This is a genomic window from Pseudomonas sp. NBRC 111127 (assembly GCF_001320345.1).
GTDB classification, from domain to species: Bacteria; Pseudomonadota; Gammaproteobacteria; order Pseudomonadales; family Pseudomonadaceae; genus Aquipseudomonas; species Aquipseudomonas juntendi.
On record NZ_BCBD01000036.1, the window covers coordinates 1 to 21881 of the forward strand.

The following is a 21881-nucleotide window of genomic DNA, read 5'->3' on the forward strand; positions in this document are numbered from 1 at the left end:
TTTATGCTCCAAAAAAGTCCCCTGGCCTCACGACAATCCCTGTGGGAGCGGGCGCGTCCGCGAACACGGGCGAAGCCCGTGCCATGCCCCCCAGGGAACGCATCACGCATGATATCGTTTCCCCCACCAACCTCAGCTCAGCACCTGCCAGAGAGTTTCCGATGCCCCACACCACCCATCTCCACCCCGGCTTCATGATCGTCCACGGCAACCGCCTCGATGATCTGCGCAGCCTTGTGGTGAGCTGGATGCGTCGCTACCCGCTGGCACCGTTGGAAAACGAAATCGCCCTGGTGCAGAGTAACGGTATCGCTCAATGGCTCAAGCTGGCGCTGGCGGAAGACCCGCTGGAGGACGACCAAGGTGGCTGCGGCATCGCCGCTGCAATCGAGGTTCAACTGCCCGGCAGCTTCATGTGGCAGTTGTACCGCAGCGTGCTGGGGCGCGATGAAATTCCCGAGGTGTCCCTGCTCGACAAAGCGCCGCTGACCTGGCGCCTGATGCGTCTGCTACCAGCGCTGATCGAGCGCCCGCACTTCGAGCCGTTGCGCCGCTTCCTGACGGATGACGGTGACCTGCGCAAGCGCTACCAGCTGTCCGAGCGCCTGGCCGATCTGTTCGACCAGTATCAGGTCTACCGGGCCGACTGGCTCAGGGACTGGGCAGCGGGTGAGCACGTGCTGAACACCGCCCGTGGCGAACGCAAGGCCCTGCCCCCGGCTAACCGCTGGCAGGCCGAGCTGTGGAAGGCCTTGCTGGAAGACGTCGGCGAAAAAGGCATGGCGCAAAGCCGGGCCGGCGTGCACCAGCGCTTCATCGAACGTATCAATAGCCTGGAACAGGCTCCCCCCGGGTTACCCTCGCGGGTGATCGTATTCGGTATCTCGTCGTTGCCGGCCCAGGCCTTGGAAGCATTGGCCGGCCTCGCACGCTTCAGCCAGGTGTTGTTGTGCGTGCACAACCCTTGTCGCCACCACTGGGCGGACATCGTTGCCGACAAAGACCTGCTGCGCCACCAGTACAAGCGTCAGCAGCGCAAACAAGGCATGCCCTTGCAGCTCGACGACCAAGCCCTGCACCAACACGCACACCCATTACTGGCTGCGTGGGGCAAGCAAGGCCGAGACTACATCAACTTGCTCGACAGCTACGACGACCCGGGTAGCTACCAAGGCGTGTTCAGCGATGGTCGCATCGATCTGTTCAGCGACGGTTCACCCGCCACGCTGCTCAATCAATTGCAGGACGACATTCTCGAACTCCGCCCGCTGGCAGAAACGCGCGCGCTGTGGCCGCCAGTCGATCCCGCCAACGACCGCTCGATCCGTTTTCACATTGCCCACAGCCCCCAGCGCGAAGTGGAGATTCTCCACGACCAGCTGTTGGCCCGCTTCAGTGCCGACCCCACGTTACGCCCGCGTGATGTCATCGTCATGCTGCCGGCCATCGACACATACGCGCCGCACATCCGCGCCGTTTTCGGCCAACTGCAGCGCAATGACCCGCGTTATATACCGTTCACCCTGACCGACCAAGGGCAGCGTGGCCGGGAACCTCTGCTGATTGCGCTGGAACACCTGCTCAAGCTGCCGGACAGCCGTTTCGCAGTCAGCGAAGTGCTCGACCTGCTGGATGTCCCGGCGGTAAGAGCCCGGTTCGGTATCCGCGAAAACGACCTGCCTACCCTGCACCGCTGGATCGAAGGCGCAGGCATTCGCTGGGGCCTCGATGCCGAGCAGCGAGCCAGCCTTGGCCTGCCCGCCGGGCTTGAACAGAACACCTGGCGCTTTGGTTTGCGACGCATGCTGTTGGGGTATGCCGTAGGCGTGGGCGAAGCGTGTGACGGTATTGAGCCGTACGATGAAATCGGTGGTCTGGACGCAGCCCTGATCGGCCCGCTGGTGGCCCTGCTCGACGCACTGGATGTCGCCTGCCAGGCCCTGGCCGAACCGGCCACCGTCAGCCAGTGGGGCGAGCGCCTGCATGCCCTGTTGCATGTGTTCTTCCTGGCCGAGGACGAGCACGACGAATTCCTGCTGATCCAGTTGCAGGATCTGCGCGATAGCTGGCTTGAAGTATGCGAAACGGTCGGCCTGCAGGACCCTCTGCCATTGACCGTGGTGCGCGAGGCCTGGCTGTCGGGGCTGGACCAAGGCAAGCTGTCGCAACGTTTCCTGGCGGGCTCGGTGAATTTTTGCACGCTCATGCCCATGCGTGCGATCCCGTTTCGGGTGGTGTGCCTGCTGGGCATGAACGATGGTGATTACCCCCGCGCCCAGCAGCCGCTGGACTTCGACCTGATGGCCAGCGACTACCGCCCCGGTGACCGCTCACGCCGTGAGGACGATCGTTATCTGCTGCTCGAAGCGCTGCTGTCGGCACGTGACCAGCTGTACGTCAGCTGGGTCGGGCGCAGTATCCGTGACAACAGCGAACGCCCGGCCTCGGTGTTGATCGGGCAGTTGCGCGACCACCTTGCGGCGGGTTGGCAGCTGAACGGCGCACAGCAGGGCCAGGCGACACAGGCGGGCGAGCAGCTGCTGCACGCCCTGACCCAAGAGCACCCGCTGCAACCGTTCAGCCCGCGCTACTTCCAGAAGGGCAGCCCGCTGTTCAGCTATGCCCACGAATGGCAAGTGTTGCACCAGCAGAGCGAAGGCGACCCGCAGGGCGAACCAGCCCTGGCGCCCTATCAGGATGATGAAGCGCTTACCCTGACCCAGCTGAGTGACTTCCTGCGCCACCCGGTTCGGCATTTCTTCAGTCAGCGCCTCAAGGTGTACTTCGAAGCGCTGGAGGTGCCGACCCCGGACGAAGAACCCTTCACCCTCGACACCCTGCAGCGCTACGGCGCCAGTGAAAGCCTGCTCGGTGTCGCCTTGGCCGCACCGGGCAACGCCGAGCAGGCCCTGCAGGCTCAGGCCCGGCGTTTGCAGGCTTGCGGCGTGCTGCCGCTGGCGGGGTTCGGCGAGCTGCTGCAAAGCGAGTTGATCGAGCCGTTACCCGACCTGCTGCAACGCCACCAGCAGTTGCTGCAACGCTGGCCGCGCTTGGTCGAGGGCGCTTTGCCCGTTCATTTCGAGCACGGCCGGCACCGTCTCGAAGGCTGGCTGGGGCGGGTATTCCAGGCCGACGACCAAAGCCTTCTGAGTATTACCACCGTGCCCAACACTATCAGTGCCGGGCGCAACAACCTGAAGTGGCACCGCCTGATCGCGCCCTGGGTTACCCACCTGGCGGCCTGTGCCGCAGGCTACGCCTACCATAGCGCCCTGGTCGCCAGCGACCTGACCCTGTTGCTGGCACCGCTGCCGCAAGGCGCCGCCGGGCAACTGTTGGGCGACCTGCTGGTGGCGCGCCAGGCCGCGATGAACGCGCCCCTGTCGGTCGCCGCCAAAACCGCTTTTGCCTGGCTGGCCCACGACGATGCCGACAAAGCCCTGGCCGCTGCGGCCCGCGCCTACGAGGGCGATGAACGCAACAGTTTCGGCGAGCGCAGTGAAAGCATCGCCCTGGCTCGGCAGTTCCGTGATTTCGCCGCACTCACCGCCGACGAAACCTTTGAAGGCTGGTGCGAAACCTTGTACCGCCCATTGTTCACCGCACCCTGGCAGACCCTGGGCAACCCGGAGAAAGGCGCATGACCCAGGCCCGCCCCTTGGCGTTGAGTTTCCCCTTGCATGGCAGCCAGCTGATCGAGGCCAGTGCCGGCACCGGCAAGACCTTCACCATTTCCGCCCTGTACCTGCGCCTGATCCTCGGGCATGGCGGCGAGCAGGGTTTTGCACGCGAACTGCTGCCACCGCAGATTCTGGTGGTGACCTTCACCGACGCCGCCACCAAGGAGTTGCGCGAGCGTATCCGTGCCCGCCTGGCAGAAGCTGCACGCTTCTTCCGTGGCGAGCTGGAGGGCGCCGACCCTTTGCTGCACCAACTGCGTGACGACTACCCGCAAGAGGCCTGGCTGCGCTGTGCCGGGCGCCTGGAAATTGCGGTGCAGTGGATGGACGAAGCAGCGGTATCGACCATTCACGGCTGGTGCCAGCGCATGCTGCGCGAGCACGCTTTTGACAGCGGCAGCCTGTTCACCCAGACCCTGGAAACCGACCACAGCGAGCTGCTGGGCCAAGTCATGCGCGATTACTGGCGGCGCTTCTGCTACAGCATGCAAGGCCAAGCGCTGGCGTGGGTGCGCAGCCATTGGGTCAGCCCCGACGCCTTGCTCCCGCGCATTCGCCCCTTGTTCGGCCGGGTGCGGGCCGAGCAGCACGGCGCGGAACCGGCGGCACTGATCGAGGCATCGCTGCAGCAGCGCAGCGAACAGTTGGCCCGGCTCAAGGCGCCTTGGCTACAGTGGGCCGAAGAGCTGCGGCAGATCTGCCGCGATGCCCTGGCTGCCAAGCAGGTCGACGGCCGCAAGATGCAGGCGCGCTATTTCGAACCCTGGTTCGACAAGCTCCACGCGTGGGCTACGGACGAACAACAGGTTGAGCTCGACCTCGGTACCGGCTTCACCCGCCTGACCCCGGCCGGCATGGCCGAGGCCTGGAAGGGCGAGCCACCCGCGCACCCAGGCCTGGATGCCATGCAGACCCTGGCGCAACACCTGCAAGCCCTGGATAGCCCGGATGCCCCCCTGCTCGAGCATGCCGCCAATTGGGTTTCGGCACGGTTTGAAGTGGAGAAGCGCCGGCGGGCAGAAATGGGCTTTGACGATATGCTGGTGCGCTTGCAGCACGCACTGGCCAGTGAAGCCGGCGAGCGTCTGGCCGGGCTGATTCGTGAGCAGTTCCCGGTGGCCCTGATCGACGAATTCCAGGACACCGACCCGGTGCAGTACGGCATTTTCGAGCGTATCTACCAGATCAGCGAAAACCGCCCGGACACCGGCCTGTTCATGATTGGCGACCCGAAGCAGGCGATCTACGCCTTCCGCGGTGCAGACATTTACACCTACCTCGCCGCACGGCGGGCCACCAGCGGTCGGCTGCACAGCCTGGACACCAACTACCGCTCCAGCAAGGCCATGGTGGCGGCAGTCAATCAGGTGTTCCTGCAGGCCGAGGCGCGTCAGGGAGGGCGCGGGGCGTTCCTGTTCCGCGGTGCCGATGACAACCCGTTGCCGTTCATCGAGGTGCACGCCAAAGGCCGTAGCGAACAGCTGGTGATCAACGGCGAAGCCAGCGCTGCCCTGCAATGCTGGCAGCTGCAGAGCGAAGAGCCGGTATCCGGCAGTGTCTACCGCCAGCAACTGGCCGCCAGTTGCGCCAGCCACATTGTCGATTTGCTCAATGGCGGCCAGCAAGGCACGGCCGGTTTCCGCAATGCCGAAGGCGAGCTGCGCCCCTGCCTGCCGTCAGACATCGCCATTCTGGTGCGGGATGGCCACGAAGCGCAGCTGGTGCGCGCCGAGCTGGCCGCACGCGATGTACGCAGTGTGTACCTGTCCGACAAGGACTCGGTGTTCGCTGCCCAGGAAGCTCACGACCTGCTGGCCTGGCTCAAGGCCTGCGCCGAGCCCGATTCGGAGCGCCTGCTCAAGGCGGCCCTGGCCAGCCTTACCTTAGGCCTGTCGTTGCCCGCACTGGACCGCTTGAACCAGGACGAGCGGGTCTGGGAAGGCTGGGTCATGCGGTTCCGCTACTACCGCGAAACCTGGCAGCGCCAGGGCGTACTGCCCATGCTGCGCCACCTGCTGCATGACTTCCAGCTGCCGCGCACGCTGATCCGCCGCAGCGATGGCGAACGGGTGCTGACCAACCTGCTGCACCTGGCCGAGTTGCTGCAGCAGGCAGCTGGTGAACTGGATGGCGAACAGGCGCTGATTCGCCACCTGGCCGAGCACCTGGCCAGTTCTGGCCAGGCTGGCGAGGACCAGATCCTGCGCCTGGAAAGCGACGAACAGCTGGTCAAGGTGGTGACCATCCACAAGTCCAAGGGCCTGGAGTATCCGCTGGTCTACCTGCCGTTCATCTGCACCAGCAAACCTGTGGACGGTAGCCGGCTGCCGCTGGCCTGGCACGACCCTGAAGGCCACGCCCACCTCACCCTGACCCCAGACCAGGAGCAGATCGAACGCGCCGACGATGAGCGCCTGGCCGAAGACCTGCGCCTGCTGTATGTGGCCCTTACCCGTGCCCAGCATGCCTGCTGGCTGGGTGTCGCCGACCTCAAGCGCGGCAACCAGAAAACGTCGCAGTTGCACCGCTCGGCGTTGGGGTATCTGCTAGGTGGCGGCCTTGCCCTGGCCAGTTCGGCGCAGTTGGCCGACTGGTTGCAGGCCCTGGCCGCGGGTTGCCCGCACATCGCCTGCCCAGGCCTGCCGCCGGCGCAGCAGCAGGTGTATCGCATGCCCCACGCCGCGCGTGAATTACTGCCGGCACGCAAGCCACGCCGCGCCGCCGCTGAGCACTGGTGGATCGCCTCCTACAGCGCCCTGCGCGTTGGTGACCAAACCCTCGGTGCCGACAGCTCGCAGGCCCAGCAACTGCAGGATGACGAAGTCGTCGATGTGCAGGTGCTGCGTGAAGTCCCGGCCGACAGCGGTGATATCCACCGCTTCCCGCGGGGGCCGAACCCCGGCACCTTCCTGCACGGTCTGCTGGAGTGGGCAGGCCGCGAAGGCTTTAGCCTGGTAAGCCGTAACCCGCAGTTGATCGAGCGAACCGTTGGCCAGCGCTGCAACCGCCGGGACTGGACGGGTTGGATCCCCACCCTCAGCCAGTGGATGCAGCGCTTGCTGAACGAGGCCTTGCCGTTGCCCGGCAGTGGGCAGAGCGTGACGCTCGGGGAACTGTGCACTTACCAGATCGAAATGGAGTTCTGGTTCGCCAGCCAGCGCGTCGACGCCGAGCAGCTGGATCGTCTGGTAGCACGCCACACCCACCCCGGCCTGGCGCGCCCGGCGGCGCAGCCGACGCTGCTCAATGGCATGTTCAAAGGGTTCATCGACCTGGCATTCGAGCTGGACGGCCGTTATTACGTGACCGACTACAAATCCAACTGGCTTGGCCCGGATACCCAGGCTTACGATGCCCTGGCCATGGAAAATGCCATCCTCGAACACCGCTACGACCTGCAGTACGTGTTGTACCTGCTGGCCCTGCACCGGCAACTGCGCGCGCGGCTGCCCGATTACGATTATGACCGCCACGTGGGCGGTGCCTTGTTCATCTTCCTGCGGGGCGCCAGCAGCAGCGGGCACGGCGTTTACTTCACCAAGCCACCGCGTGAATTGATCGAAAGCCTGGATGCGCTGTTCCGTGGCGAGCATCCGCCCACCCAGCAGGACCTGTTTGCCGGAGCCCTGTCATGAGCCGTAGCCTTGTCGACCTGTTGCCCACCCCATTGCACGCCGAGTACCTGCTGGCGCTGGCGCCGCAAACTGACAGCGGTGACCTGCTGCAACTGCTCGACCGCTGGGTCGAGCGCGGCTGGCTACGGCCGCTGGACCGTGCGTTCGTGTCATTTCTGGAAGAGCGGGCCCCAGGCAGTGACCCCTTGCTGCTGCTTGCCGCAGCGTTGGCCAGCCATCAACTGGGCCACGGCCACGTCTGCCTCGACCTGCAGCAAACCCTGGCCGAGCCCGACTTTGCCCTGTCGTTGCCGCCAGAGGGTGACGCACTGACCGGCCCGTTGCTGTTGCCTTCACAATTGCTGGCCAACCTCGACTTGCAAGCATGGCGCCAACGCATCGTTGCCAGCCCGCTGGTGGCCGCTGGCGACGCACCGGGCCAGCAGGCGCGCCCCCTGGTGCTCAGCGGCCAGCGCCTGTACCTGCGCCGTTACTGGAGCTACGAGCGGCGTATCGACCACACCTTGCGCCTGCGCCTGAGCCAGGCTGAAGCAGCGCCGGCGGACTTGCCGCAACGCCTGGCGCAGTTGTTCGAGGGCGGCGCACCGGCAGGCCAGGTGGACTGGCAGAAGCTCGCCTGCGCCCTGGCCACCCGCGCCGGCTTCAGCATCATCACCGGCGGCCCCGGTACGGGCAAGACCACCACGGTGGTGCGCCTGCTGGCGTTGTTGCAAGCGCCGGCGGTGGAGCAGGGCAGGCCATTGCGTATCCGCCTGGCGGCACCCACCGGCAAGGCCGCTGCGCGCCTGACCGAGTCGATTGGCCAGCAGGTCGAGCGCCTGCAGGTCAGTGCCCAGGTACGCGAGCAGGTGCCGACCGACGTCAGCACCGTGCACCGCCTGCTCGGTAGCCGCCCGGGTTCGCGGCACTTCCGCCACCATGCGGGCAACCCGTTGCCGCTGGATGTGCTGGTGGTCGACGAAGCCTCGATGATCGACCTGGAGATGATGGCCAACCTGCTCGACGCCTTGCCAGCGCGGGCACGCCTGGTATTGCTGGGTGACAAGGACCAGCTGGCCTCGGTCGAAGCCGGTGCCGTGCTGGGGGACTTGTGCCGGGACGCCGAAGAAGGCTACTACGCGCCGGCCACCGCCAGCTGGCTCGAGCAGGTCAGTGGCGAATCGCTGGCTGGCAGTGGCCTCAAGGTTGGCGATGAACAGCGCAACCCGCTGGCCCAGCAAGTGGTGATGCTGCGCTTTTCGCGGCGCTTTGGCGAAGGCAGCGGGATTGGCCAGCTGGCGCGGCTGGTCAACCGGCAGGACGCCCATGCGGCGCGCAACCTGCTGGCCATGCCACCGGCCGATGTGCACAGCCTGGTGCTCAGGCACGAGCAGGACCGCGCCTTCGACCGCCTGCTGCTCGACGGCTTGAACCAGGGCAGCGAAGGGCCACAAGGGTACCGCAGTTATTTGCGTACCCTTGGCCGCTATCGGCCATTGCTGGATACCCCGTTCGACGACCCCGCCTGGGAGCAGTGGGCGGGCAAGGTGTTGCACAGTTTCGAGGACTTCCAGTTGCTGTGTGCGGTACGCCGCGGTGCCTGGGGCGTCGAAGGGCTCAACGAGCGGGTGGCGCGGGTGCTGCACGGCGCCGGCCTGATCGACAGCCAGCAGCCTTGGTACGAAGGGCGCCCGGTACTGGTCACCCGCAACGACTACGGCTTGGGCCTGATGAACGGCGACATCGGCATTGCCCTGCGTTTGCCGGACGAGCGCGGCGAGCCGCTGCTGCGGGTGGCCTTCCCGCGTAATGACGGCAGCGGCGGCGTGCGTTTTGTCCTGCCCAGCCGCCTGAATGAAGTGGAAACGGTATTTGCCATGACGGTGCACAAGTCCCAGGGTTCGGAGTTCGGCCACACCGCACTGGTACTGCCCGACGCACTGAACCCGGTGCTGACCAAGGAGCTGGTCTACACCGGGATCACCCGCGCCAAGCACTGTTTCAGCCTGGTCGAGCCGCGCCAGGGCATTTTCGAAGAAGCGGTGTCGCGCAAGGTAAGGCGCATTTCCGGGTTGATGCTGGAGCAAGTCTGACCCCGGCCGAAACCAGGTGGAGATCCCCTGTGGGAGCGGGCGCAGCCCGTGCCCACCTCAGCGGTGCCCGCTTTCCGACATTGATACGGCCATGTGCTATCGTTGCGCCGAAACCAGAAAGGACTTTGAGAGATTCCCCACATGCACGTGGCCGCAAGACGTGTGACAAACTGTGCGCTCTCGGTATTGCTGGCCGTGCTGTGTATCGCTACGGGCTCTGCCGGGGCGAACACCGCCACAACCAACGCCCAGGCGCAGCAACGGGCCAAGGCCGTCACCCAGGTCGTGCTGGGCATTTTCAGCTACGCGCGCTGGCCGGTGGAGCCGTCTCCATTGCGCCTGTGCCTGGTCGGCCCCACCGAATACGCGGACGACCTGATCAAAGGCCAGGTGCAGGAGTCTGGCCGCCCGCTGCAAGTGAAGCGCTTGCTGGCAGATGACAGTCAGGTCGCTCAGGCGTGTGATGCGATCTACATCGGCAAGCTCGACCAGCGCCAGCGTGACAAGCTGTTCGAGCGGGTCAGCGGCTACCCGGTCCTGAGCATCAGCGAATCGAATGACCCATGCACCATCGGCAGCCTGTTCTGCCTGCGGGTCAGCGACCAGCAGGTGGCCTTCGAGGTCAACCTTGACTCGGTGGCGCGCTCCGGGGTGCGCATTCACCCCAGCGTGCTGCAGCTGTCGCGGCGCCGGGCGGTGCAACCATGAAGCCGACCCGCAAACGCAGCCTGCGCCCAACCCTGCGCTCGGTGCTCGGCCGTGCACACTTGAATGTCGCCTTGCTGGCCGTGGGCCTGGCCGGTATTTCCTTGACCCTGTTGGGCGTGCTGGCCTTGAGCGTCTACGCCAATCACAACCTGCAACTGATTGCCCGGTCGATCAGCTACACCGTGGAGGCGGCGGTGGTGTTCGATGACAGTGCCGCCGCCAGTGAAGCGCTGGGGCTGATCGCCAGCGCCGAGGAAGTGGCCGAGGCCAGGGTCTTCAATGGTGAAGGCGAGCAACTGGCGCGCTGGCAGCGTGCCGATTCGGGCATGCTTGCCCTGCTGGAAGCGCAGGTCGCCAGCGCGTTGCTGGACGAACCGGTCAAGCTGCCGATCATGCACCAGCAGCAACAGATCGGGCGCATCGAACTGGTTGGCCAGGGGCGTAGCCTGTTGCTGTTCATGCTGGGGGGGCTTGCCGGTATTCTGTGTTGCACGGTCTTGAGCGCCTTGGCTGCCCAGTACCTGTCGCGGCGCCTGCTCGGCGATATCACCCGGCCGCTGCGCGGCTTGGCCAGCGTCGCCCACGCCGCCCGCCGCGAGCGCAGCTTCGACCGGCGTGTGCCGGAAACGGCGATTGCCGAGCTCAACGAGCTGGGGAATGACTTCAACGCCCTGCTGGACGAACTGGAAGTGTGGCAAAGCCACCTGCAGAGCGAAAACCAGACCTTGGCCCATCAGGCCAGCCACGACAGCCTGACCGGCCTGCCCAACCGCGCCTTCTTCGAAGGGCGCCTGAGCCGCAGCGTGCGCAACGCAGCCAGCCAGCAGGATCACATGGCGCTGCTGTTCCTCGACAGTGACCATTTCAAGCAGATCAACGACACGCTGGGCCATGCGGTGGGGGACGAGGTGCTGATCAGCGTGGCCGAGCGCCTGCGTGCCCAGTTGCGTGAGCATGATCTGGTTGCACGTTTGGGCGGTGACGAATTCGCCGTGCTGCTGACGCCCTTGCAAACGCGCCGGGATGCCGAGCACATTGCCGAAAAAATCGTCGCCAGCATGAAGCTGCCGGTGCAGCTGGACAGCGGCCGCAGTGTCGCCACGTCGGTGAGCGTCGGTATCGCCTATTACCCGGAAGACGGCGCCGACCCGGCCAGTCTTCTGAATGCCGCCGATGCGGCGATGTATCAGGCCAAGCGCAAACGGCGTGGCCATTGGCAAGTGGCGCAGACGGAACGGTCCGCCAACCCTATCGACAACAGGAGCTGAACCCGTGATACAGGCTTTACGTTTTCCACTGTGGGCCGTGTTGCTCGCTGTGCTGGCGCTGACCGGCTGCCAAAGCGCGCCGCCCAAGGGGCTGACCCCGGAACAGATTGCCGTGCTCAAGCGCGAAGGCTTTACCCCCACCGATGAAGGCTGGGCGTATGACTTGTCTGGCAAAGTGTTGTTCGGCAGTGACCTGGACAGCCTCAACAGCCAGAGCCAGGCGATTGTCGAGCGGATCGGCAAGGCACTGCTGGGCGTGGGTATCCAGCGTGTGCGGGTAGACGGGCATACCGACTCGTCGGGCAAGGCGGCCTATAATCAGGAGTTGTCCGAGCGCCGCGCGCAGAGCGTGGCCAAAGCCTTGGTCGGGGTCGGCATGCAGCCGCAGAACATCCAGAGCCAGGGCCTGGGCAGCAGCCAGCCGGTGGCAGACAACCGCACCAGCGCCGGGCGTACAGAGAACCGGCGCGTGTCCATCGTGGTAGCGTCCTACTGAGCCCCGTCACTGCTGGGCAAAGCGCATTTCCCGGGTCTGCCCCATCAACAACGGCGCATTCGCCTCGGTCACCCCGCGAATGTAATCCCACAACAGGGTGATCCGCTTCAGCTTGCGCAGGTCCTCCCGGCAATACATCCAGAATTGCCGGGTCACCTCGATGTCCTCTGGCAACACCGTGACCAGCCGTGGATCCTGCGCAGCCAGGAAACACGGCAGGATCGCCAGCCCGCGGCCCTGCAACGCCGCCGTGTACTGTGCAATCACACTGGTACTGCGTAGATGCGCAGTGGCGCCGGGGATCAGGTTGGCGAGGTACAAGAGCTCTGAGCTGAACGCCAGGTCGTCCACGTAACTGATGAACGGGTGCCTGGCCAGGTCAGCCACCTGGCGTATCGGCGCATGGCTGTCCAGATAGCCCTGCGTCGCATACAGCCGCAAGCTGTAGTCGCACAGCTTGCAGCACACATAAGGCCCATGCTCGGGGCGCTCCAGGGCGATGACGATATCCGCCTCGCGCTTGGACAGGCTGATGAAGTGCGGCAGCGGCAGGATATCCACTGAAATGGCCGGGTAGGCGTCGACGAAGTGGCTCAACTGCGGGGTAATGAAGAAACTGCCGAAGCCTTCTGTGCACCCCATGCGCACATGCCCCGACAACGCCACGCTCGACCCGGATACCTGCTCGCACGCCATGTGCAGCGTGCTTTCGATCGACTCGGCATAGCCCAGCAAACGCTGGCCCTCGGCGGTGAGAACAAAGCCGTTGGTGCGCGACTTTTCGAACAGCAAGGTACCCAGCGCCCCCTCCAGCGAGCTGATGCGGCGCGACACCGTGGTGTAGTCCACGCTCAGGCGTTTTGCCGCGCTACTGGCCTTGCGGGTACGGGCCACTTCAAGGAAAAACTTCAAATCGTCCCAGTTGAGCGCGCTCAGGGATGTGAGATCTTTTTGCATGATGATCCGGTTTTTTTGTGCGTTCTTGTTGGATGTTTGCACATCTATACTCGAAACAAGCCTCAGGACGCCACCTCGCGTTTGCTTGGCGCTGGCGATCTCGTCCCGACAATAATTCCAAGGAGAACGCAGATGAACGCACCGCAATCCCCGAACCCGACCAAGGTCGACCAGGTGAAGCTGCTGATCGACGGCCAGTGGGTCGAGTCCAAGACCACCGAATGGCGCGACATCGTCAACCCGGCCACCCAAGAGGTGCTGGCGCGCGTACCGTTCGCGACGGTAGAAGAAGTCGATGCAGCCGTAGCCGCTGCCCACCGTGCCTTCAAGACCTGGCGAGACACCCCGATTGGCGCGCGCATGCGCATCATGCTCAAGCTGCAGGCGCTTATTCGCGAACACACCAAGCGCATTGCCCAGGTGCTCAGCGCCGAGCAGGGCAAAACCCTGGCTGACGCCGAGGGTGATATTTTCCGCGGCCTGGAAGTGGTGGAACACGCTGCTTCCATCGGCACCTTGCAGATGGGTGAATTCGCCGAAAACGTCGCCGGCGGTGTCGATACCTACACCCTGCGCCAGCCTATCGGTGTATGCGCTGGCATCACGCCGTTCAATTTCCCGGCGATGATCCCGCTGTGGATGTTCCCCATGGCCATCGTCTGCGGCAACACCTTTGTGCTCAAACCGTCCGAGCAGGACCCGCTGTCGACCATGCTGCTGGTCGAGCTGGCGCTGGAAGCCGGCGTACCGGCCGGGGTGCTGAATGTGGTGCACGGTGGCAAGCAGGTGGTGGATGCCATTTGCACTCACCAGGACATCAAGGCGATTTCCTTCGTCGGCTCTACCGAAGTCGGTACCCACGTGTACAACCTGGGCAGCCAGCACGGCAAGCGCGTGCAGTCGATGATGGGCGCCAAGAACCACGCCGTGGTGCTGCCCGATGCCAACCGTACGCAAACCATCAATGCCCTGGTCGGTGCCGCCTTCGGCGCGGCGGGCCAGCGCTGCATGGCCACCTCGGTGGCGGTGCTGGTGGGCAAGGCCCGTGAGTGGCTGCCGGACATCAAGGAAGCAGCCAGCAAGCTCAAGGTCAATGCCGGGTGTGAGCCAGGCACCGATGTCGGCCCGGTGGTTTCCAAACGCGCCAAGGAGCGTGTGCTGGGCCTGATCGAAAGCGGCATCAAGGAAGGCGCCAAGCTGGAACTCGATGGCCGCGACGTCACGGTGCCGGGTTACGAGCACGGCAACTTCGTTGGCCCAACCCTGTTCTCGGGTGTGAAGACTGACATGCAGGTCTACACCCAGGAAATCTTCGGCCCGGTGCTGGTGACCCTGGAGGTCGATACCCTCGACGAAGCCATCGCCCTGGTCAACGCCAACCCGTTCGGCAACGGCACTGGCCTGTTCACCCAAAGCGGCGCTGCAGCGCGCAAGTTCCAGAGCGAAATCGATATCGGCCAGGTCGGAATCAACATCCCGATCCCGGTACCGGTACCGTTCTTCAGCTTCACCGGCTCCCGTGGCTCCAAGCTCGGCGACCTCGGCCCATATGGCAAGCAAGTGGTGCAGTTCTACACTCAGACCAAGACCGTCACTGCCCGCTGGTTCGATGACGGCAGCGTCAACGACGGTGTGAACACCACCATCAGCCTGCGCTAAGGAGACGTCATGCGTATTGCATTCATTGGCCTGGGCAACATGGGCGCGCCCATGGCCCGCAACCTGATCAAGGCCGGGCACCAGTTGAACCTGTTCGACTTGAACAAGGCTGTACTCGCCGAGCTGGCCGAACTGGGAGGGCAGATCAGCCCGTCGCCCAAGGACGCGGCGGCCAACAGCGAGCTGGTGATCACCATGCTGCCTGCCGCTGCCCATGTGCGCAGCGTATACCTGAACGAAGATGGCGTGCTGGCCGGTATTCGTCCCGGTACACCTACCGTGGACTGCAGCACCATCGATCCGCAGACCGCGCGTGATGTGTCCAAGGCTGCAGCGGCCAAGGGCGTGGACATGGGCGATGCGCCGGTGTCCGGTGGCACCGGCGGTGCGGCAGCCGGCACCCTGACGTTCATGGTCGGTGCCAGCGCCGAGTTGTTCGCCAGCCTCAAGCCGGTGCTGGAGCAGATGGGCCGCAATATCGTCCACTGCGGCGAGGTGGGCACCGGGCAAATCGCCAAGATCTGCAACAACCTGCTGTTGGGTATCTCGATGATCGGCGTGTCCGAGGCCATGGCGCTGGGTAATGCGCTGGGCATCGATACCAAGGTGCTGGCCGGCATCATCAACAGCTCGACCGGGCGTTGCTGGAGTTCGGACACCTACAACCCGTGGCCGGGCATCATCGAAACCGCGCCAGCATCGCGTGGCTATACCGGTGGCTTTGGCGCCGAACTGATGCTCAAGGATCTGGGGCTGGCGACCGAAGCGGCGCGCCAGGCACACCAGCCGGTGGTCCTGGGGGCTGTGGCCCAGCAGTTGTATCAGGCCATGAGCTTGCGTGGCGAGGGTGGCAAGGACTTCTCGGCTATCGTCGAGGGGTATCGCAAGAAAGATTGACGCAAGAGGTGGGCTTCATCGCGGGCCAGGTGGCCACATAACCCTGTGGGAGCGGGCATGCCCGCGAACACCGGCAAAGCCGGTGCCATCCACCACGCTGCCTGTTTCGCGGGCGCGCCCGCTCCCACAGAGTTAGTTGTAGAGTGTCTGATCAGGCGAAGACGAAATACTTGCGCACGGTCTCGACCACTTCCCAGGTGCCTTTCATACCCGGTTCAATGACGAACACATCACCGGCCTTCAGGTGCTTCGGCTCTTCGCCTTCCGGGGTGATGATGCAGTAGCCATCGAGGAAGTGGCAGAACTCCCACTTCTCGTAATTGACCTCGAACTTGCCCGGGGTGCAGATCCAGGTGCCCATGATCTTGCTGCCGTCGGCCGACAGGTAGGCGTTGAGGTTGACGGTGTGCGGATCGCCGCCGATGCGCTTCCACTTGGTGGCGTCCACGACCGGCGTGGGGCAGGTTTCGCGCAGGACGGTGATGAAATCGGACATGGCACAACTCCTGGTGACTGGCTGAATGACTGGTCACCATAGGGCCATCGGCCGAGCCGCAGTTGCCTGGGCTCGACGTCCAGCTGTCTGGTCGCGCTATGCCCACCAATACCGCACAAAGTGGAAGAACACTGGCGCCGCAAAGCACACCGAATCCATGCGGTCGAGCATGCCGCCGTGGCCTTCGATCATGTGCCCCCAGTCTTTCACCCCACGGTCGCGTTTTATAGCCGACATCACCAGCCCGCCGAAGAAGCCCATGGCGTTCACGGCCAAGGCCATCAGTGCTGCCTGCCAGAAGCTGAAGGGCGTGATCCAGCACAGCAGGGCGCCGATCAGGGTGGCCAGCGCTACGCCGCCGGCCAGGCCTTCGACGGTCTTGGAGGGGGACAGGTTGGGCGCCACCTTGTGTTTGCCGAACAGCTTGCCGCACACGTACTGCAGCACGTCGCTGAGTTGCACCACCAGAATCAGCCAGGCGATCAGCAGCAGGTTGCGGCCCTCGTAGCCGGGGATGTCCAGGGTCATCAGGGCCGGCACCGACGACACGCAGTACACGGCGATCATCAAGCCCCATTGCACTTTTGACGCACGCTCAAGGAACCGTGTGGTGTCACCGCCCAGGCTGGCGAGGATCGGCAGCAGCAAGAACAGGTACACCGGGATGAAGATGCTGAACAGGCCGTACCAGTCCATGGCGATCAGCACGTACTGCACCGGGAGTGCCACGTAGAAGGCTGCCACCAGTGCCGGGTAGTCGCTGCGCCGGGTAGGGGTGAGGGTCATGAATTCGCGCAGGGCATAGAACGACACACCGTAGAACAGCACGATCACACCGTACTTGCCGAACACAAAGGCAATGCCGATTACCACCACCATCACCCACCAAGCATTGATGCGGGCGTTGAGGTTGTCGATCACGGCGTGCGGCGCCGGGCCGGCGCGCCATTTGAGCAGGCGGCCGACCACGCTGGCCAGCAGCAGCAGGGCGCCGATGCCGGCAAACAGGGAAAGGGTGTTGTTGTCCATGTCAGGCATCCTTGGGGGCCAGGTTCAGCAGGGCCTGGCTGGCCCGCTCGAGAAACGCCTGCTTGCTTTCATCGGCGTGCAGGTGCAGCGGTTCGCCAAAGCTCAGGGTGCACAGCAACGGCAATGGCAAGGCGCGCCCTTTGGGCATCACCCGGTTGAGGTTGGCGATCCAGACCGGTACCAGTTCGACCTGCGGGTGGGCTGCTGCCAGGTGATACAACCCGCTTCTGAAGGGCAGTAGCGGTTCGTCGCCAAGGTTGCGCGTGCCCTCCGGGAAGAAGATCAGCGAGTCGCCCTGGGCCACCGCGTCCAGCACCGGCTGCAAAGGGTTGCCTTGCCCTTCGCTGCGCTGGCGCTCGATCAGTACCCCGTTGAAGACCTTGCGGATAAGAAAGTCGCGGATGCCCGGCCTGGCCCAGTAGTCTGCGCCGGCCACCGGGCGCGTGCGTTGGCGCAGCCCTTGCGGCAGCGAGGCCCACAGCAGCACGAAGTCGCCGTGGCTGCTGTGGTTGGCGAAATACAGGCGCTGCACCGGCAGCGCCGAGCAACCCAGCCAGAGGGCGCGGGCACCGGTAATCAGGCGGGCGGCCGAGGTGATGACGTAAGCAGTCAGGTTGGCGAGCATAGGCAGGTGGTCATCCCTTAAAAGGCAGTGTCAGCAGGGTAGCCAAGGCTAGCGACAGCTGCAGGCCCAGGCATACGGCCTGACGGCGCAACAGGCCCAGTGCGGCCCGGCTGCGGGCAGGCCAGGCGCGGCCGTCGGTTGCCTGTGGTTTGAGTTTCAGTTCGAACAGGGCGCGGTCCAGGGCCTGGGTGTCAGCCGGCAGGTCTGCGCTATTGGCCAGGTGGGCAAACAGTTCGGCATCGATAGCCACGCGGATGGCCCAGTATTTGTGGAGCACGCCGAGCACCAGCAGCACGCTGCACAGCAGGCTCGCCAGCGGATGCAGTGGGGTATTGAGCAGCGGTGAAAGGCCATACGCCAGGGCCAGCAAGGTGAGGCCGTCGGACAGGCGCTCCAGCTGTTTCCCTCGGCCCAGCAGGCTGGCGGCCACGCGCAGGTTCATGGCTGTGCTCCCAGTTGCTGAAGAGCCTGGTGATGCGCGTTGCGCAGTACGATGCCGGGGCGTGCTTGGCGAATCAGTGCTTCTGCCTGTTGGGCGTCGCTGCTGCGGCCGGAGAGCAGCAGCCACGCGGCCACGGCGCTGGCGCTGCGCGAGTAGCCTAAAGCGCAGCACACTAGCACCGGGCCCTGGGCGCGCAGGTGTTCGATGGCGTTGGCGGCCTGCTGTAGCAGGGCAACGTCTGGCGCTATCAGATCCAGGGTAGCGAAACACTGATAGTCAAGGGCTGACGCGATCGTCGTAGGAGCGGCCTTGCGTCGCGAAAGGGCTGCGGAGCAGCCCCGACAGTTTCTGCTGCGAAGCTGAAAACCCTGGGCCGCTTCGCACCCCTTTCGCGACACAAGGCCGCTCCTACAATGGTTTGCGTTACACGGCAGTTCTGCGCACAGATCAACAATTGCAGCGAACTGCGTGTCGCGCCCTGGGATTCTCCCCAGGTACACACCATCGCACACCTCGTCGGCCTGTGGATGGCGCCGGGTCCACAACCGCGAATTGAGCCACGCGCCCGCCAGATAGGGGGCCAGCAGCCACCGGCTTGCAGGCGACAAGCGCCCGTCATCACCCTTCTGAAAACCACCCGCCCCGAACACGGCGTAGTTCAGCGCCACCAGCCCCAACGACACCGCTGGCCAACTCAACCACAGCCAAGCCCCGCCCATCGCAGCGGCAGGGAGTACACACAGCAGCGCGCCCAAGGCATAACAAGCGGCAACCTTCCAGCGCTTGGCATCCTGAGCAAGGCGGGCCGCCTGAAAGGGCAGGCGCCCTTGCTGCGGCCACAGCCACAGGCAGGCAAACCCCGCCAGCGCCCCCGTGGGCACATCGATGAAATGGTGCTGCCAGGTGGTCAGCACCGACACCCCGATCAGCGCCATCCAGCCATGCATCAGCCAACGCCAGGGCTGGCGTTGCACATGCCGGGCAAACATCGCCCAGATGATCACCAGCAAAGCGATGTGCAGCGAAGGCGCCTGGTTGAATGGCTTGTCGAAGCCCATCAACACATCGAACAGCCAGCCGAACAGCCCGTCCAGGCCCGGCCGCTCGAAGGTGAACCGCAGCGGCCACAGCAGAAAACAGCAGACGCTGATCACCTGTGCGCTGAGTAACGCCAGCGCGTGGCGGTCCATTTCCTGGCGTGTGCGCGGCAGCAGGAAGGACAACCCGTACAGCAGGTCGATCGACCAGTACGGGATGATCGTCCAGGGCCACAGCGGCATGCCGTGCTCCCAGCCGAACACCAGGCTGCCGACATCACTGCGCCCAGCCGTGTAATTGTTCGCCAGCCCATAGCTGAGGAAGAACAACGGCCCCAGCAGCAGAAGCCAGAACACACCCCGGCGAATCAGCCCGTGCTCGCGTGGCGGGCTCACTCAGCGCACCCGCTGTGCCAGGCTGACGCTGAAGATGCCCCATTCATCGATGCGCTGGGCCAGCTTGCGGAAGCCCGCGGCCTCAACCAGCTGGTCCATCTCGGCCTGGCTGCGCCGGCGCATTACCCAAGCCTCGCCACCGCGGTGGCTGGTGAGGGCGCGGGCAATCATCTCCAGTTGCGGGTGCCATGGCTGGCCGGTGTAGACCAGGTAGCCGCCATCCTCTATGGCGTCGGCCAGCCCGGCCAGGGAATTGCCCACCAGTTGGTTACTGGGGAAGAGCTCGTACAGCCCCGAAACCACGGCCAGCGTTGGGGGTTGTTCAAGTGTGGCCAGGCTCTGGCGATCGAAGGCGTCGCCCTGTACGAAGCGGGCGATGTCGGCCAGGCCCTTCTCGCGGATCAGCGCGCTGCCTTGCTGAACGTTCAGTTCGCTGTAATCGCGCAGCAGGATCGAATCTGGCAACTGCTCAAGGCCTTGAAGGGCTTCGAGGATATAGCGGCCATGGCCGGCGGCGATATCGACAATGTGCACGGGCCGTTGCTGTTCACGCAGGCGGGCGATGGCCAGGCGCAGCAATTGCTCGACGTGCAGCTTGCGTTGGCGAATGCCACGCCAGCCGATGGCGTCGAGGTAGTTCTGGTCGATCAGGCGCCCCAGTTTGCCCTTGCCGGTCGGCTGGTTGCGGTACACGTAGTCGAGGGTGCTGCCAGAATCGAAGCCTGTGTCAAACCCAAGCTTCACGCCCGCAGACAGCCCCTTGCCCAAGCTCAAGCCAGCGCGGGTGGCGCGCCAGTAAAGGTCGCGGGGCGAGTTGCGCGGCAGCGGCGCAGCCAGGCTTTCTGCCTCGGCGCAACTGGCCCCGGTCTTGTCGGCATCCAGCAGTGAGGGCAACGCGGCGGGGCTGGCGAAGCAATGGTCGACAAACCGTTCGATGCGCCTCAGGGCATGGGCCCGATCACGTTCACCCAAGGTGTCGTGGAAGAACCCGGGCAGTATGTGCATCTCCTTTCGTGTGCTGCCGAGCCGGTCGAAAAACCGTTCTTGCGGTTGGCGCTCGACCACGAAATCAGCCCCGGACACCAGCAACTGGGTCGGCACCTGGATGGCCTGGGCGTCGGCCACCACGCGGTCGGCGGCCTCGTACAGGCCCAACAGCATGGTTACCGAAATGGGCCGGCTGATCAGCGGGTCGGCCACGTACGACATCACCCGCTCAGGGTCGTGAGTGAGCAGGCGCGGCTTGACGTAGCTATTCACGAAGAAATTGCCGCGCAAGGCCTTCAGCAGCTTCAGGCCTGGGCGGGCAAACGGCACGTACAGCTTGACCTTGAACGCTGGTGAGGCCAACACCAGGCAGCGCACCTTGGGCGCGTAGTCGTGGGCCCAGGTGGCGATCAGCACGGCGCCGACGCTTTGTGCCAGTACCACCAGGTCCTGTTCGGCGATGCCGTGGTGGGCCTGGATGTGTTCGATGAAGGTTTGCACGTCGCGCACACTGGTGGCGAACCCCGGGCTGTCGCCACGCGCGCCTGGCGAGCGGCCGTGGCCGCGGGCATCCCAGGCGAAGAAGTCGTAGCCCGGCATGTCCAGCTCATCGGCCAGGTGGGCCATGCGCCCGCCGTGCTCATGGCCCCGGTGGAACATCACCACGGCGCGGCGTGGCTGGTGTTCGTTGCGGGTGGCAGGCCAATGACGGTAATGCAGCTCGACACCGTCATGGGTGGGGAAGTGCAGCGCTTGCGCTTGGCGCATGGTCAACGTCCTTTTGCGACGACGATAGGCTCAGCGGGTTTCGGCCAGGCCCTGGCGAACCCGGTTGTAGAGGGTATAGAGCGAGAGCGCGAGGATGACCAGCAACAGGCCGTTGATCCAGGCGCCATCGAGCAGGCCAAAGGCGACGCCGGTGCCCAGCACGCCGAAGGCGAAGGCCCTGTCGCTCTTGCCCATAGGCCCGTCGTAGCGCCGCGCGGCGCCTGCCAGCGGGCCCATGACACCGGCGTACTCGCTGAAGATGGCGCACAGCACCACCAGCACCACCAGCGCAGGCGACACCCCGGCCAACAAGGCGAAGGGCAGGTACAGCGCTGCATCGGCAATCACGTCACAGAGTTCGTTGAGGTAAGCACCGAGGGTTGATTGCTGGCCGAACTCCCGGGCCAGCATGCCGTCGACGGCATTCAGCGCCATGCGCAGCAGCATCCAGATCGGTACCAGGATGAACAGCCAGGTGATGTGCGGCAGGGCGGCCAGCAGCAGGCCCACCAGGAGCGATACCACGGCAGCGGTGACAGTGACCTGATTGGCGGTGACGCCTCGGTCGTAAAGGCGTTGCACGGCCGGGCGCAACAAAGCCTGGAAGCGTGGTTTGAGCTGGTAGATCGAGGCCACTGGACAGTCCTTTTTAGTGGGGCGTCATGGCGCCATTGTGTGTGAGCCTTCTTCGCGGGTAAACCCGCGAAGAATCCAACGCAGTGCATGGCA

16 protein-coding genes are annotated in these 21881 nt (G+C 64.7%); 8 read left to right on the plus strand and 8 right to left on the minus strand.

All coding sequences use genetic code 11. The annotated features are described in order from the left end of the window. The first annotated feature begins 161 nt into the window (after positions 1-161). From recC to APH30_RS09280, 6 genes are all read left to right on the plus strand, one after another. Positions 162-3644 (plus strand): exodeoxyribonuclease V subunit gamma, encoded by a 3483-nt coding sequence (gene recC / locus APH30_RS09255; RefSeq protein ID WP_054912321.1) that lies wholly within the window; start codon positions 162-164, stop codon positions 3642-3644. Next, positions 3641-7315: an exodeoxyribonuclease V subunit beta gene (recB, locus tag APH30_RS09260; protein WP_054912322.1), complete on the plus strand. Its 3675-nt coding sequence runs from the start codon at positions 3641-3643 to the stop codon at positions 7313-7315. The genes recC and recB overlap by 4 nt, the downstream gene beginning before the upstream one ends. Then, a complete protein-coding gene (gene recD / locus APH30_RS09265; protein ID WP_054912323.1) occupies positions 7312-9387 on the plus strand; it encodes an exodeoxyribonuclease V subunit alpha in 2076 nt (691 codons plus the stop codon). The genes recB and recD overlap by 4 nt, the downstream gene beginning before the upstream one ends. A gap of 141 nt (positions 9388-9528) precedes the next feature. Next, a complete protein-coding gene (locus tag APH30_RS09270) occupies positions 9529-10095 on the plus strand; it encodes a YfiR family protein (RefSeq protein ID WP_054912324.1) in 567 nt (188 codons plus the stop codon). Beyond that, the gene (locus APH30_RS09275; RefSeq protein WP_029887165.1) at positions 10092-11363 is read left to right on the plus strand and encodes a diguanylate cyclase domain-containing protein; all 1272 of its coding nucleotides are present in this window, start codon (positions 10092-10094) and stop codon (positions 11361-11363) included. Before APH30_RS09270 ends, APH30_RS09275 begins: the two co-directional genes overlap by 4 nt. A gap of 4 nt (positions 11364-11367) precedes the next feature. Then, positions 11368-11859 carry an OmpA family protein gene (locus APH30_RS09280; protein WP_054912325.1) on the plus strand — a complete coding sequence of 164 codons (492 nt, stop codon included), beginning with the start codon at positions 11368-11370 and terminating at the stop codon, positions 11857-11859. Positions 11860-11865: 6 nt separating this feature from the next. On the opposite strand, the gene APH30_RS09285 is transcribed toward APH30_RS09280, so the two are convergent. Then, positions 11866-12816 carry a LysR family transcriptional regulator gene (locus APH30_RS09285; RefSeq protein WP_009683882.1) on the minus strand — a complete coding sequence of 317 codons (951 nt, stop codon included), beginning with the start codon at positions 12814-12816 and terminating at the stop codon, positions 11866-11868. Positions 12817-12948: 132 nt separating this feature from the next. Here APH30_RS09285 and APH30_RS09290 point away from each other — a divergent pair, with 132 nt between their 5' ends. Further along, positions 12949-14475: a CoA-acylating methylmalonate-semialdehyde dehydrogenase gene (locus tag APH30_RS09290; protein WP_054912326.1), complete on the plus strand. Its 1527-nt coding sequence runs from the start codon at positions 12949-12951 to the stop codon at positions 14473-14475. 9 nt (positions 14476-14484) lie between these two features. Beyond that, positions 14485-15372, plus strand: coding sequence for a 3-hydroxyisobutyrate dehydrogenase (mmsB, locus tag APH30_RS09295; protein ID WP_054912327.1), 888 nt, complete (start codon positions 14485-14487; stop codon positions 15370-15372). A gap of 151 nt (positions 15373-15523) precedes the next feature. On the opposite strand, the gene APH30_RS09300 is transcribed toward mmsB, so the two are convergent. The 7 genes from APH30_RS09300 to APH30_RS09330 all read right to left on the minus strand — a co-directional run bounded on the left by APH30_RS09300 (position 15524) and on the right by APH30_RS09330 (position 21788). Beyond that, a complete protein-coding gene (locus tag APH30_RS09300; RefSeq protein ID WP_003258412.1) occupies positions 15524-15868 on the minus strand; it encodes a cupin domain-containing protein in 345 nt (114 codons plus the stop codon). 96 nt (positions 15869-15964) lie between these two features. Continuing rightward, on the minus strand, positions 15965-16897 hold the full coding sequence (locus APH30_RS09305; RefSeq protein ID WP_009683878.1) for a phosphatidate cytidylyltransferase: 933 nt from the start codon (positions 16895-16897) through the stop codon (positions 15965-15967). Between the two features lies 1 nt (position 16898). Next, the gene (locus APH30_RS09310; protein ID WP_009683877.1) at positions 16899-17522 is read right to left on the minus strand and encodes a lysophospholipid acyltransferase family protein; all 624 of its coding nucleotides are present in this window, start codon (positions 17520-17522) and stop codon (positions 16899-16901) included. Positions 17523-17532: 10 nt separating this feature from the next. Continuing rightward, the gene (locus APH30_RS09315; RefSeq protein ID WP_054912328.1) at positions 17533-17964 is read right to left on the minus strand and encodes a hypothetical protein; all 432 of its coding nucleotides are present in this window, start codon (positions 17962-17964) and stop codon (positions 17533-17535) included. Continuing rightward, positions 17961-19397, minus strand: a complete 1437-nt coding sequence (locus tag APH30_RS09320; RefSeq protein ID WP_054912329.1) for a phosphatase PAP2/dual specificity phosphatase family protein — start codon at positions 19395-19397, stop codon at positions 17961-17963. Before APH30_RS09320 ends, APH30_RS09315 begins: the two co-directional genes overlap by 4 nt. Continuing rightward, entirely contained in the window at positions 19398-21152 is a 1755-nt protein-coding gene (locus tag APH30_RS09325) for a bifunctional alpha/beta hydrolase/class I SAM-dependent methyltransferase (RefSeq protein WP_054912330.1), read from the minus strand. 30 nt (positions 21153-21182) lie between these two features. Then, positions 21183-21788, minus strand: coding sequence for a CDP-alcohol phosphatidyltransferase family protein (locus APH30_RS09330; protein ID WP_054912331.1), 606 nt, complete (start codon positions 21786-21788; stop codon positions 21183-21185). Between the last annotated feature and the right edge of the window lie 93 nt (positions 21789-21881).